The sequence below is a fragment of the Streptomyces griseochromogenes genome, from assembly GCF_001542625.1.
In the GTDB taxonomy this organism is placed as follows: Bacteria; Actinomycetota; Actinomycetes; order Streptomycetales; family Streptomycetaceae; genus Streptomyces; species Streptomyces griseochromogenes.
Window position 1 is genome coordinate 9,348,497 of sequence record NZ_CP016279.1, and the last position, 11,814, is coordinate 9,360,310.

Consider the following 11,814-nt stretch of genomic DNA (forward strand, 5'->3'; position numbering starts at 1 on the left):
AAGGACCAGCGACCCATGTCCCTCGACATCACCAAGGTCACCGCGCGCATCGGCGCCCGGGTCTCCGGCGTCGACATCACCCGGCCGCTCGCCCCGGAGGAGGTCGCCGGGATCCGTGAGGCCCTGAACGTCCACAAGGCGCTCGTCTTCGACGCCCAGGGCCTGGACGACGCGGGCCAGCAGGCCTTCGCCCGTCACTTCGGCGACCTCACCACCGCCCACCCGACGGTCGGCGCCGTCGAGGACGCCCCGAACGTGCTGCCCGTGGACAGCGAACGCGGCCGCGCCAACCACTGGCACACCGACGTCACCTTCGTCCTCAACCCGCCGCAGGCCAGCACCCTGCGCAGCATCACGATTCCGCCGTACGGCGGCGAGACCCTGATCGCCGACGCGGCGGGCGCCTACCGCGACCTGCCCGAGCCGCTGCGCCGCCTGGCGGACACGCTGTGGGCGGAACACACCAACGACTACGACTACGCGGTGCCGGACGAGGAGATCGACGAGGAGAAGGCCGCCCAGCGCGCCCAGTTCACCTCGATCACGTACCGCACCGCCCACCCGGTGGTCCGCGTGCACCCGCTGACCGGGGAGCGCGGGCTGTTCATCGGTGGGTTCGCGCAGCGGATCGTCGGGCTGTCGGCGGGCGAGTCCCGCCGGATCCTCGACCTGCTCCAGGCATACGTCACCCGGCCCGAGAACGTCCTGCGCTGGCGCTGGTCGGAGAACCAGCTGGTCCTCTTCGACAACCGCATCACCCAGCACTACGCCATCGACAACTACGACGGGCGGCCCCGTCGCCTGCACCGGGTGACCGTGGCGGGTGACGTGCCGGTCGGCATCGAGGGCAAGGAGAGCTACTCGATCGAGGGCGACGCCTCGCACTACACGCCCGTGGCGGCGTAACCACGGTTTCACCCTGCGTACGGCGGGTGTCCGGATACTGGGCGGCCTCTCCGTGCGAGCGGACGGGCCGCCCAGACTGTGGGCGTTTTTGCCCTCCTATTGCACTGGACGAGCCGCGCCCATGCCCAGCACCACAGTCGAGACGCCTCCGCAGCAGGAGGACGCCTCCCTCTCCCACGGTCTCAAGCAGCGCCATCTGTCGATGATCGCCCTCGGCGGTGTGATCGGCGCCGGTCTGTTCGTCGGCTCCGGCGCGGGTATCGCGGCGGCGGGTCCGTCCATCGTGATCGCCTACACCGTCTCCGGCCTCCTGGTGATGCTGGTGATGCGGATGCTCGGCGAGATGTCGGCCGCCTACCCCTCCTCGGGTTCCTTCTCCGCGCACGCCGAGCGGGCGATGGGCCCCTGGGCGGGCTTCACGGCGGGCTGGTCCTTCTGGGTCCTGCTGTGCACGGCGGTCGGCCTGGAGGGCATCGGCGCCGCGAAGATCGTCACGGGCTGGCTGCCCGGGACGCCGGAGTGGGGCTGGGTGGCCCTGTTCATGGTGGTCTTCCTCGCCACCAACCTCGCCGCGGTGAAGAACTTCGGCGAGTTCGAGTTCTGGTTCGCCGCGCTGAAGGTGGGCGCGATCTCCCTGTTCCTGATCCTCGGCGTCCTCGCGATCGCCGGGGTCCTGCCGGGCACGCACTCCCCCGGCACCTCCCACCTCACCGACTTCCTCCCGCACGGAAGCAACGGCCTGATCATCGGCCTGCTCGCCTCCGTCTTCGCCTACGGCGGCCTGGAGACGGTCACCATCGCGGCGGCCGAGTCGGAGAACCCGGTCAAGGGCGTGGCGAGCGCCGTGCGCACGGCGATGTGGCGCATCGCGCTGTTCTACATCGGCTCGATGGCGGTCATCGTGACCCTGGTCCCGTGGAACTCGAAGTCCGTGGTGGAGAAGGGCCCGTACGTCGCCGCCCTGGACCACATCGGTATCCCGGGCGCCGGCCAGCTCATGAACGTCGTGGTCCTGGTGGCCCTGCTGTCGGCGATGAACGCCAACATCTACGGCTCCTCGCGCATCGCCTACTCCCTGGTGCAGCGCGGACAGGGACCGAAGGCGCTGGCCAAGGTGTCCGGCGGGGTCCCGCGCGTCGCCGTGCTCACCTCCTGCGTGCTGGGCTTCGTCTGCGTGCTGCTCAACTACTGGCGGCCGGACGACGTCTTCAAGTGGCTGCTGAACATGATCGGCGCGGTGATCCTGGTCGTCTGGATCTTCATCGCGGTCTCCCAGCTGCTGCTGCGCCGCCGCATGGAGCGGGAGGAGCCGGAGAAGCTGGTCGTGCGGATGTGGGCGTTCCCGTTCCTGACCTGGGTCGCCCTGGCCGGCATGGCGGCGATCTTCGTCCTCATGGCCAGGGAACCTGACACCCGGGTCCAGCTCTACTCGACCGGAGGGATGACGCTGCTCCTCGCGGCCGTGGGCTACGCCTGGCAGCGGGTGCGCGCCAGGTCCTGACCTCGCCCTTCCTCTTCGGGCCGCTCCCGAAAGACCCCCGCGGTGCACCCGCGGGGGTCTTTTTGTTGCTAGCGTGTAGTTGCAAGCTCTTTGCAATAAGAGGTTCGGAAGGGACCCCCCATGCCCGTCTACACGCTGCCCGACCTGCCCTACGACTACTCCGCGCTCGCCCCCGTGATCAGCCCCGAGATCATCGAGCTGCACCACGACAAGCACCACGCGGCCTATGTGAAGGGCGCCAACGACACCCTGGAGCAGCTCGCCGAGGCGCGGGACAAGGAGTCGTGGGGCTCGATCAACGGGCTGGAGAAGAACCTGGCCTTCCATCTGTCCGGGCACATCCTGCACAGCATCTACTGGCAGAACATGACCGGCCCGAAGGACGGCGGCGGCGAGCCGCTGGCGCAGGACGGTGTGGGCGAGCTGGCGGAGGCGATCAGGGAGTCCTTCGGTTCCTTCGCCGCCTTCAAGACCCAGCTGTCCAAGGCGGCGGCCACCACCCAGGGTTCGGGCTGGGGCGTGCTGGCGTACGAGCCGCTGAGCGGGCGGCTGATCGTGGAGCAGGTCTACGACCACCAGGGCAACGTCGGCCAGGGCGCGACGCCCGTCCTGGTCTTCGACGCCTGGGAGCACGCCTTCTACCTCCAGTACCGCAACCAGAAGGTGGACTTCATCGAGGCGATGTGGCAGGTCGTCGACTGGCAGGACGTGGCCAGGCGCTTCGCGGCGGCGAAGTCCCGCGCGGACGTGCTCCTGCTCGCCCCCTGAGGCACCCCGAGTCGTCCTGCCTCGTGATCGTCTTCTCACCCTTCACGCAGGCAGGCGGATGAGAGAAGACCCCCGCAAGGACGTGACTTGCGGGGGTCTTCCCCCCCCGGGGGTCCACCGAACGGCTGACCTGAAGTTCCACCGGGCACCCGTGTCCGCCAAATGCCCTGCTCGGCAAGGCTTTTGGGTATGAACTCACTGACTGTGCGCATGGCACGCTGGAGCGCCGGGCACCCCTGGCGGGCGCTCGTCGGCTGGCTGCTTTTCGTGGCGCTGTGCCTGGGCGTCGGCAGCGCCGTCGGCACCCACAACGCGAAGACCGCCGACTACCGGGTGGGCGAGGCCGGCCGGGCCGAGGCCATGGCCGCCGAAGGCCACCTGGACCGCCTGTCCACCGAACAGATCCTGATCTCCGCCCGCTCCCACTCCCGGCCTCGTACGAGCGGGGGGACCCCCGTCGGCGCCCCGGACGAGGGGCCCGCCGCCTCCGCCGCACACGAGCTGACCGCACGCATGCGCCGGCTGCCCGAGGTCGCCGAGGTGGCCGACCCGGTGCGGTCCTCCGACGGACACGTCCTCATGGTCGAGGTGGCCCTCAAGGGCGAGGAACTGGACGCCGACCACAAGGTCGGCGCGCTCCTCGCGCAGACCCGGGCCGTACAGCGAGCGCACCCCGAGCTGCTCGTGCAGGAGACCGGATCCCCCTCCGTCAGCAAGGGGGCCGACCAGCAGCGCGACGACGACCTGGCCCTCTCCGAGAAGATCAGCCTGCCCCTCACCCTCGTCACTCTGCTGATCGTGTTCGGCTCGCTCACCATGGCCGCCGTACCGCTGCTGCTCGCGCTGTCGTCGATCGCGGGGGCCATCGGGCTGGCGATGGTCGCCTCGCACCTCACCCCCGACGCCGGGGTCGGCAAGAACGTCATCCTCATGATCGGCCTCGCGGTCGGCGTCGACTACACGCTCTTCTACCTCAAGCGGGAGCGCGAGGAGCGGGCCCGCTCCGGTGGCCGGCTCGGCACCGAGGCGCTGGTGGAACTGGCCGCCGCCACGTCCGGACGGGCCGTCGTGGTCTCCGGGCTGGCGGTCGTCGCCTCCACGGCCACGCTGTACCTGGCCTCGGACGTGATCTTCTCCTCGCTCGCCACCGGCACCGTCGTGGTCGTCCTGGTCGCGGTGGCCAGCTCCCTGACCGCGCTGCCCGCGCTCCTGACCGTGCTGGGCCGGCGGGCCGAGCGCAGGGCGCGGAGGCGCGCGGAGCACGGCAAGCCCTCCCGGCGCCTCGGCGGCCGGGACGACGGCCGGTTCTGGTCCGCGCTGCTGCGCCCCGCCGCCCGGCATCCGCTCGCCACCCTGTGCTGCTCGCTCCTCGCCCTGCTCGCCCTCGTCCTCCCGCTGTCCGGACTGAAGATCACCGAGATGGGCCGGGACACCCACTCCCGCGCGATCCCCGCCATGCGGGTGTACGACCGGCTCAACGCGGAGTTCCCCGAGCGGCGGGTCACCCACCAGGTCGTCGTACAGGCCCCCGCCTCGCGCTCCGCCGAGGTCACCGGGGAGCTGCGCGCGCTGGCCCGCCGGGCGTCCGCCGACCCGCTGTTCACGGACTACGCCCGCATCCGCACCGCCGCCGACCACCGGACCAGCACCCTGGAACTGCGGGTGCCCTACCTGGGCGACTCCCCGCAGGCGCAGGACTCGCTGGAACATCTGCGCCACGACTACCTGCCCGCCACCGTCGGCAAGGTCACCGGCGCGCGGTACGGCGTGAGCGGCGACGTGGCCCGCTACACCGACTATCCGGCCCATCAGGACGGCAAACTGCCCCTGGTCATCGGCGCGTTGCTGCTGGTGACGTTCCTGATGACGCTGTACGCGTTCCGCTCGGTCGTGCTCGGCCTGCTCGGTGTCGTACTGAACCTGCTGTCGGCGGCTGCCGCGCTCGGCCTGCTCGTGCTGGTCTTCCAGCACACCTGGGCCGAGGGACTGCTGGACTTCCACTCCACGGGGACGATCGGCTCCCGGGTGCCGCTCTTCCTCTTCGTGATCCTCTTCGGTCTGTCGATGGACTACCAGGTCTTCGTGGTCAGCCGGATCCGGGAGGCGGTGCTCGCCGGCACGCCCACCCGGCAGGCCGTCGTCGAGGGCATCCGGCGGTCGGCGAGCGTGGTGACCAGCGCTGCCGTGATCATGACGACCGTCTTCGTGAGCTTCGTCTTCCTGCACCTCATCGAGATGAAGCAGATCGGCTTCGTGCTCGCCGCGGCCGTCCTGCTGGACGCCTTCGTGGTGCGCGTGCTGATCCTGCCGGCGGCCCTGCTGCTGCTCGGCGAGCGTGCCTGGTGGCCCGTCAGGCCGCCGAAGACCTCCGTCCCCGGCCCGGACACCGCGCTGCTGGACGTAGGTTGACCGGTATGACCACGACCGCCGACGCCCTGTGGGCGACCTCGCTGCGCCGCTGGAACGCGGTGTGCTGGGTCCTGTTCGCCGCGATGGCGGTCGGGATCACGGCCCTGAGCCACGGCGCCGACCGGTACGCGGCCCTCGCGCTGCTGGGCAGCGTGGCCCTGTGCTTCGCCGTGCTGGACCGCCGCCCCGCCAATCCCGTCGTACGGCCGCACGGGTACCTCGCGGTGCTGGTGATCGCCCTCGCCGGTCTCGCCTATCTGAACACCAGTTACGCGGCCCTGTTCATGGTCACGCTGCCGCACTACTGGATGTTCGGCCGCACCCCGAGGATCTCCCTCGTCTTCCTGGGGCTGGCCACCGCCGGCACGCTGCTGGGGGGCTTGGTGCGGCAGGGCTGGTCCGGCAAGTTCTTCGGCGAGACGGTCGTGGGCACACTGATCGTGGTCGCGGTCGGCGTCCTGATCGGGCTGTGGGCCCGCGCGGTGGTCGAGCAGAGCAGTGAACGCGCGCGGCTGATCGGGGAGTTGGAGCGCACCCAGGCGGAGCTGGCCGAGGCGCATCTGCGGCAGGGCGCGGCGGAGGAGCGGGAGCGGATGGCACGGGAGATCCACGACACGCTCGCGCAGGGCTTCGCGTCGATCGTCGTTCTGGCCGAGGCGGCCCGCGCCGGGCTCGCCACCGACGCCGCGCGCACCGCCCGGCAGCTGGTGTCGATCGAGTCGACCGCCCGGGAGAACCTGGCGGAGGCCAGGGAACTGGTCGGCTCGGGCCGGCTGCCGGGCGGCACGCACTCCGGCTCGGTGACGCAGACCCTGCGGCGGGTCGTGGACCGGTTCGCCGAGGACACCGGGCTGAGCGTGGCCGCCGAGCTGGCCGATCTGGACTGCGACCAGCAGACCCGGGTCGCGCTGCTGCGCTGCACCCAGGAGTCCCTGGCCAACGTGCGCAAGCATGCCCGTGCCTCGACGGTCGGGGTGGTGCTGGCCCGGCGGCCGCACGGCGTGGAGCTGGAGGTCACGGACGACGGCACCGGATTCGTGGTCGAGGCGTCCACCGGCTTCGGTCTCGACGGGATGCGCAAACGGCTCGCCGAACTGGGCGGGCGGCTGACGGTGACCAGTTCGGTCGGGGACGGGACCAGGATCCTCGCGGTGATCCCGGTGGAGGGAGCGGCATGACCGGGCACAGGCTCCGGATCGTCGTGGTGGACGATCACACGGTGATGCGGGCCGGGGTGATCGCCCTGCTGGACGGGGAGGCGGACATCGAGGTCGTCGGCGAGGCGAGCGACGGCCGCGCCGCGCTCGGCCTGGTCGCCCGCCACGATCCGGACGTGGCCCTGGTCGATCTGCGCATGCCGGTGCTGGACGGGGTCGCGACGACCACCGAGATCGTCGCCCGTCATCCGCGCACCCGGGTGCTGATCCTCACCACCTACGACACCGACGCCGACATCGAGCGCGGGGTCGAGGCCGGCGCCATCGGCTATCTGCTCAAGGACACCACCCGGGAACAGCTGGTCGACGCGATCCGCTCGGCCGCGCGCGGCGAGACGGTGCTCGCGCCACGGGTGGCGGAGAAGCTGGTCGCCCGGATGCGGCGCCCCGTCCACGATCCGCTCACCGCCCGCGAGACCGATGTGCTGACCGCGGTGGCCGACGGGCTCACCAACGCCGAGATCGGCCGCCGGCTCGTCATCTCCGAGGCCACCGTCAAGACGCATCTGCTGCGCCTGTTCGCCAAGCTGGACGTCAACGACCGCACGCGGGCGGTGGTCGTCGCGATGGAGCGGGGGCTGCTGCCACACCCGTGAGCGGTCACTCGCAGGGGAGGTTGAGCGACAGCAGCGCGGCGCCGTGCTCCGTGACGCGGACCTCGCTCACGGCCGCGTTGCGCAGCCGGGGCAGCACACGGCGGTAGTCGGCGGGCGGGATGTGCAGGAGGGAGCACAGCACAAGGCGGAGCAGGGTGTTGTGCGCGACGACGAGCACCCGTTCACCGGAGTGGGCGGCGGCGATCCGGCACAGGGCGGCCGTGCCCCGGGCGGCGGCGGCGAGCGGATCCTCGGCGCCCGGCAAGGGATGGGCCACCGGGTCGGCGCGGAAGGCTTCGGCCGCCTTCGGGTTCTCCGCCTCGAACTCGGCGAGCGTACGGCCCTCCACCACCCCGAAGTCGCATTCGCGCAGGTCGTCTTCGCGGTGCGGGGTGAGGCCGAGGGCGCGGCAGGCGGGGTCGGCGGTGGCGACGGCCCGGGACAGGGGCGAGGTCCAGATCGCGTCCACCGGGTGTGCGGCGGCCCAGCGGCCCAGCGCCTCGGCCTGGGCGCGTCCGGTGTCGGTGAGGGCGACGTCGCTCACCCCGGCGTAACGGTTCTCGGCGTGCCAGACGGTCTGTCCGTGCCGGGCGAGGAGGAGGGTGGCGGCGGCGGGCGAGGTCATGGGTGGCAGTATGGCGGGCTCCATGGCCTCCTTCCGGCGCCTCACGTTCCCGCCCGTGACCGTGCCCGCTGCGCCACCGCACCCGGCAGCCACCCCCTGCCCTCCAGCTCGTCGACGAGACGGACGTACGGCTCGGCGAAACGGGCGGTGCGGCCGGGACGGGGGTCCACCGTCGTGCCCGTGCGCACCATGCCCTCCGCCGCGTCCGCGAGGCCGGCCGTCGCCCCCGTGCCGTACGCGGCCAGTGCCGCCATGCCCAGCGCGGGTTCCGTCTCCCGGGGGACCCTGGCCCGGCGGCCGAGGATGTCCGCGCGCAGCTGGTTCCAGTAAGCGCTGCGGGCCGCGCCCCCGGTGAAGGTCAGGGGGCCGTCCAGGGGTGCGCCGAGGTGGTGCAGGTAGTCCAGGCAGAGGCGCTCCGCGAAGGCCACGCCCTGGAGGAGGGCCGCCCAGAGGTCGGCGTCCGACTCCGGGTCGCCGAGGAGGAGGGCGGTGGCGCCCGGGGCCTGGAAAGGGAAGCGTTCGCCCGGTGAGACCAAGGGGTAGGCGACGGCTCTCGACGGCTCGAAGGACGCGGCCCGCGCGTCCAGGAGGGCCGGATCGGCGCCCGGGAAGCGCGCGGTGAGCACTCCGGCGCCGACGCTGGAGGCCCCGCCCGGCAGCCAGGTCCCCTGCGGCGCACGGTGGTTGTAGACCACACCCGCCGGATCACGGACCGGCTCGGCGGCGGCGCCCTTCAGCACGAGCGTGGTCCCCAGCACGGAGTTCCACGCGCCCTCGCGCAGCGCTCCCGAGGCGATCTGCGCCGCGCAGCCGTCGGTCATGCCCGCGATGACCGGGGTGCCGGCCGGGACGCCGGTGGCCCCGGCGGCCGCCGGGCAGACCTCGCCGAGCCGGGTGCCGGGACGTACGACCTCCGGGAGGGTGCCCTCGGGCAGCCCGGTGAGGTCCGGCCAGCGCTCGCGCTCCACGTCGTACGCCGTCTTCAGGGCGTGACTGGAGTCGGTGGGTACGGGCCCGCCGACGAGGTGCGCGTTGATCAGGTCGGGCTGGTGCGCCACCCGGCCGGACCCGTGGCGGTCGACGAGCCAGCGCACCTTCGGCAGCGCCCAGGTGTCCTGCACCGCGAGCCCCGCCGACCGCAGCCGACCCGCCTCGGCCGCCGCCCGCCCGTCGTCGTACATGAGCGCGGGGCCCACCGGGCGCCCGGCGTCGTCCGTGAGCAGCACGGTCCCGGAGGTCCCGCACACCGCGAGCCCGCCCACGTCGGCCCGGGTTCCCGCGAGGGCGGCCCGGCAGGCGGAACACACCGCTTCCCACCACTCCCCCGGATCCTGCTCGTGCCGCACCCCCTCCCGCCGACCGCGCCCGAGCCGCGCCGAGCCGCCGCCGAGCACACGGCCGTCCGGCGTCACGAGCAGCGCACGCACCCCTTGCGTGCCGAGATCGATCCCGAGCCACGCCGACTCCATCCGGACCTCCCGCACATCGCGACCGACGCTGTGAAGTTCCCACGCCCTTCTGAGATTTCCCCCTGATTTCCCCGTGCACAAGGGATTGACGAGCATCCACCGCCGTTACACCCTGTGTTGTCGAGTCGACTCACCGTGTTGACCTCCGAACCCCACCACAGCGCCGACGGGGCCGCGAGGTTCCGCCGGCAATGGCCAGGGCCGCCGGGGCGGACCAGCGCAGCGCCCACACAGCCTGCCCGACCCGGGCGCCCAGGACGACGGATCGGGGCTCCATGAGCAACAGCAGCGCGCACGCCCAGCAGGGGCCCGCGGCCCGGCAGGCCGCCATGGCCGAGCGCGTCCTGGCCGAGGGCTCGGCCACGGCGGCCGAGCTGGCCGAGCGGTTCGGGGTGAGCCTGATGACCATCCACCGGGACCTGGACGAGCTCGAACGGCAGGGCATCGTGCGCAAGTTCCGGGGCGGGGTGACCGCGCAGCCGTCCGGGGTGTTCGAGTCGAACGTGCAGTACCGGCTGAAGACCATGCGGCCGCAGAAGGCCGCGCTCGCCGCACGGGCGATGAGGTCCATCGAGCCCGGCATGGCGATACTCCTCGACGACTCCACCTCGGCCCTGGAGATAGCGCGCCGGCTCCGCCTCGGTGACATCACCCCGCTCACGGTGGTCACCAACTTCCTGGAGGCGATCAACCTCCTCGCCGACCGGCGGGGCATCCGTCTGATGGCACTCGGCGGCGACTACGACCGGCTGCACTCCTCCTTCCTCGGGGTGTCCTGCGTGGAGGCGGTCGAGCAGCTGCGGGTGGACGTGTGCTTCGCCTCCACCTCGGGCGTGCACGGCGGCTACGCCTACCACCAGGAGCAGCACATCGTCTCGGTGAAGCGGGCGATGCTGGACGCCGCCGCCCGCACCGTGCTGCTGGTCGACCACACCAAGCTGGGCCGGGTCGCCCTGCACCGGGTGGCTCCGCTGGCCCGCTTCGACCTGCTGCTCGTGGACGACGGGGCGTCCCCCGAGGCCCTCGGCGACCTGGACGAGCACCAGGTGCGCTACGAGGTGTGCGCCACGGATCCGGGGGAGGGCGATGGCCGCGCCGGAGTTATGTGAGTCCCGCCACCGGCTTCGTCGCCGACTTCGTCGGGGAGCCCGCGATCAACCTGCTGCCCGGGATCGCGACCGCCGACGGCCACGCCCTCCTGTCGGACGGGTTGCGCCTCGCACACGACGAGCACGTCCGGGCGGCGCCCGGGCTCACCCATGTCTTCGACGCCGAGACGGGAGACTCCCCGCGATGACCTCCATGAACCGGCCGCTGGTCGTGGCCGCCGGCGACCACTTCGTCCTGCCGTCGCTGATCGCGTCGGCCGTCGAGAGCCAATGCCTCTGTGAAGTAAGGGAGTTGACGCTCGGCTGGCCGCTGGAACCCTTCGGGAGCGTCGCCGAGGTGAGCGAGGCCAGCGACGCCGAGGACGAGCTGATCGGCGCGCTCGCGGGCGCTCGGGTCCTGGTCACCCAGATGGGCCCGGTCACCGAACGCGTCCTGGCCGCCTGCCCGGAGCTGCGGCTGGTCGTGGTCTGCCGGGGCGGACCGGTCAACGTCAACCTGGCGGCGGCGAAGCGGCACGACGTCCGGGTGTGTTTCGCGCCGGGCCGCAACGCCGCCGCCACCGCCGAGTTCACCGTCGGCCTGCTGCTCGCGGCCCTGCGTCGCATCCCCCAGGCCCACGAGCTGCTGGCCCGGCGGGGGAGCTGGGCCGGGTCGGCGTACTACACGTACGAGCACAGCGGCCTGGAGCTGGAGGACCTGCCAGTCGGGCTGGTCGGGTACGGGGCGGTGGGCAGCAGGGTGGCACGGGTGCTGTGCGCCTTCGGGGCGCGGGTGATGGTGTACGACCCCTATGTGCGCGGGGAGGTGCACGGGCTGCGTCTGTCCTCGCTGGACGAGCTGCTGGGCCGCTCCCGGGTGATCACCCTGCACGCCCGGCTGACCGCCGAGACGCGCGGTCTCATCGGCGCCCGCGAGCTGGGCCTGCTGCCGCCCGGTGCGGTGGTGGTCAACGCGGCCCGGGGCCCGCTGCTGGACGAGGACGCGCTGTGCGACGCGCTGGAGGGCGGGCGGCTCGCGGCGGCGGCGCTGGACACCTATGTGCGGGAGCCGCTGCCCGCGGACTCACGTCTGCACGCCCTCGCCGACCGGCTCGTACTGACCCCGCACCTGGGCGGGGCGTCCCGCGCGGTGGCGGAGAAGGCCGCGCGGATCGCCGCCGCCGAGGTGGGGCGCTGGGTGCGCGGCGAGCCGCTCGCGCACTGTCTGACCTGAA

11 protein-coding genes are annotated in these 11,814 nt (G+C 72.4%); 9 read left to right on the forward strand and 2 right to left on the reverse strand.

Annotated elements, in window-relative coordinates:
- Positions 1-15 precede the first annotated feature (15 nt).
- The 6 genes from AVL59_RS40650 to AVL59_RS40675 all read left to right on the forward strand — a co-directional run bounded on the left by AVL59_RS40650 (position 16) and on the right by AVL59_RS40675 (position 7,397).
- Positions 16-906 (forward strand): TauD/TfdA dioxygenase family protein, encoded by an 891-nt coding sequence (locus tag AVL59_RS40650; RefSeq protein ID WP_067314507.1) that lies wholly within the window; start codon positions 16-18, stop codon positions 904-906.
- 121 nt (positions 907-1,027) lie between these two features.
- Positions 1,028-2,407 (forward strand): amino acid permease, encoded by a 1,380-nt coding sequence (locus tag AVL59_RS40655; RefSeq protein ID WP_067314509.1) that lies wholly within the window; start codon positions 1,028-1,030, stop codon positions 2,405-2,407.
- 120 nt (positions 2,408-2,527) lie between these two features.
- Positions 2,528-3,175: a superoxide dismutase gene (locus AVL59_RS40660; protein ID WP_067314511.1), complete on the forward strand. Its 648-nt coding sequence runs from the start codon at positions 2,528-2,530 to the stop codon at positions 3,173-3,175.
- Positions 3,176-3,364: 189 nt separating this feature from the next.
- Positions 3,365-5,584 (forward strand): MMPL family transporter, encoded by a 2,220-nt coding sequence (locus tag AVL59_RS40665; RefSeq protein WP_067314513.1) that lies wholly within the window; start codon positions 3,365-3,367, stop codon positions 5,582-5,584.
- 5 nt (positions 5,585-5,589) lie between these two features.
- Positions 5,590-6,762: a sensor histidine kinase gene (locus AVL59_RS40670; protein ID WP_099053207.1), complete on the forward strand. Its 1,173-nt coding sequence runs from the start codon at positions 5,590-5,592 to the stop codon at positions 6,760-6,762.
- The gene (locus AVL59_RS40675) at positions 6,759-7,397 is read left to right on the forward strand and encodes a response regulator (protein ID WP_067314517.1); all 639 of its coding nucleotides are present in this window, start codon (positions 6,759-6,761) and stop codon (positions 7,395-7,397) included. Before AVL59_RS40670 ends, AVL59_RS40675 begins: the two co-directional genes overlap by 4 nt.
- A gap of 4 nt (positions 7,398-7,401) precedes the next feature.
- Here the strand turns inward: AVL59_RS40675 and AVL59_RS40680 are convergent, their stop codons facing one another.
- Positions 7,402-8,022: a histidine phosphatase family protein gene (locus AVL59_RS40680; protein WP_067314519.1), complete on the reverse strand. Its 621-nt coding sequence runs from the start codon at positions 8,020-8,022 to the stop codon at positions 7,402-7,404.
- A gap of 41 nt (positions 8,023-8,063) precedes the next feature.
- Positions 8,064-9,491, reverse strand: a complete 1,428-nt coding sequence (locus tag AVL59_RS40685; RefSeq protein ID WP_067314520.1) for an FGGY-family carbohydrate kinase — start codon at positions 9,489-9,491, stop codon at positions 8,064-8,066.
- 275 nt (positions 9,492-9,766) lie between these two features.
- On the opposite strand from AVL59_RS40685, the gene AVL59_RS40690 reads away from it, so the two are divergent.
- From AVL59_RS40690 to AVL59_RS40700, 3 genes are read left to right on the forward strand one after another with little or no spacing between them, the layout of a single operon-like run.
- Complete coding sequence (locus AVL59_RS40690; protein ID WP_067314522.1) at positions 9,767-10,600, forward strand: DeoR/GlpR family DNA-binding transcription regulator; 834 nt, start codon at positions 9,767-9,769, stop codon at positions 10,598-10,600.
- The gene (locus AVL59_RS40695; protein ID WP_067314524.1) at positions 10,597-10,788 is read left to right on the forward strand and encodes a hypothetical protein; all 192 of its coding nucleotides are present in this window, start codon (positions 10,597-10,599) and stop codon (positions 10,786-10,788) included. Before AVL59_RS40690 ends, AVL59_RS40695 begins: the two co-directional genes overlap by 4 nt.
- A complete protein-coding gene (locus AVL59_RS40700; RefSeq protein ID WP_067314526.1) occupies positions 10,785-11,813 on the forward strand; it encodes a 2-hydroxyacid dehydrogenase in 1,029 nt (342 codons plus the stop codon). The genes AVL59_RS40695 and AVL59_RS40700 overlap by 4 nt, the downstream gene beginning before the upstream one ends.
- Position 11,814 lies beyond the last annotated feature (1 nt).

What these genes read in the sequence shown, in the direction of transcription:
- AVL59_RS40700 (WP_067314526.1), top strand. Translation starts at nt 10,785, where the DNA reads ATGACCTCCATGAACCGGCCGCTGGTCGTGGCCGCCGGCGACCACTTC.
- AVL59_RS40650 (WP_067314507.1), top strand. Translation starts at nt 16, where the DNA reads ATGTCCCTCGACATCACCAAGGTCACCGCGCGCATCGGCGCCCGGGTC.
- AVL59_RS40660 (WP_067314511.1), top strand. Translation starts at nt 2,528, where the DNA reads ATGCCCGTCTACACGCTGCCCGACCTGCCCTACGACTACTCCGCGCTC.
- AVL59_RS40655 (WP_067314509.1), top strand. Translation starts at nt 1,028, where the DNA reads ATGCCCAGCACCACAGTCGAGACGCCTCCGCAGCAGGAGGACGCCTCC.
- AVL59_RS40690 (WP_067314522.1), top strand. Translation starts at nt 9,767, where the DNA reads ATGAGCAACAGCAGCGCGCACGCCCAGCAGGGGCCCGCGGCCCGGCAG.
- AVL59_RS40670 (WP_099053207.1), top strand. Translation starts at nt 5,590, where the DNA reads ATGACCACGACCGCCGACGCCCTGTGGGCGACCTCGCTGCGCCGCTGG.
- AVL59_RS40665 (WP_067314513.1), top strand. Translation starts at nt 3,365, where the DNA reads ATGAACTCACTGACTGTGCGCATGGCACGCTGGAGCGCCGGGCACCCC.
- AVL59_RS40680 (WP_067314519.1), bottom strand. Translation starts at nt 8,022, where the DNA reads ATGACCTCGCCCGCCGCCGCCACCCTCCTCCTCGCCCGGCACGGACAG.
- AVL59_RS40675 (WP_067314517.1), top strand. Translation starts at nt 6,759, where the DNA reads ATGACCGGGCACAGGCTCCGGATCGTCGTGGTGGACGATCACACGGTG.
- AVL59_RS40685 (WP_067314520.1), bottom strand. Translation starts at nt 9,491, where the DNA reads ATGGAGTCGGCGTGGCTCGGGATCGATCTCGGCACGCAAGGGGTGCGT.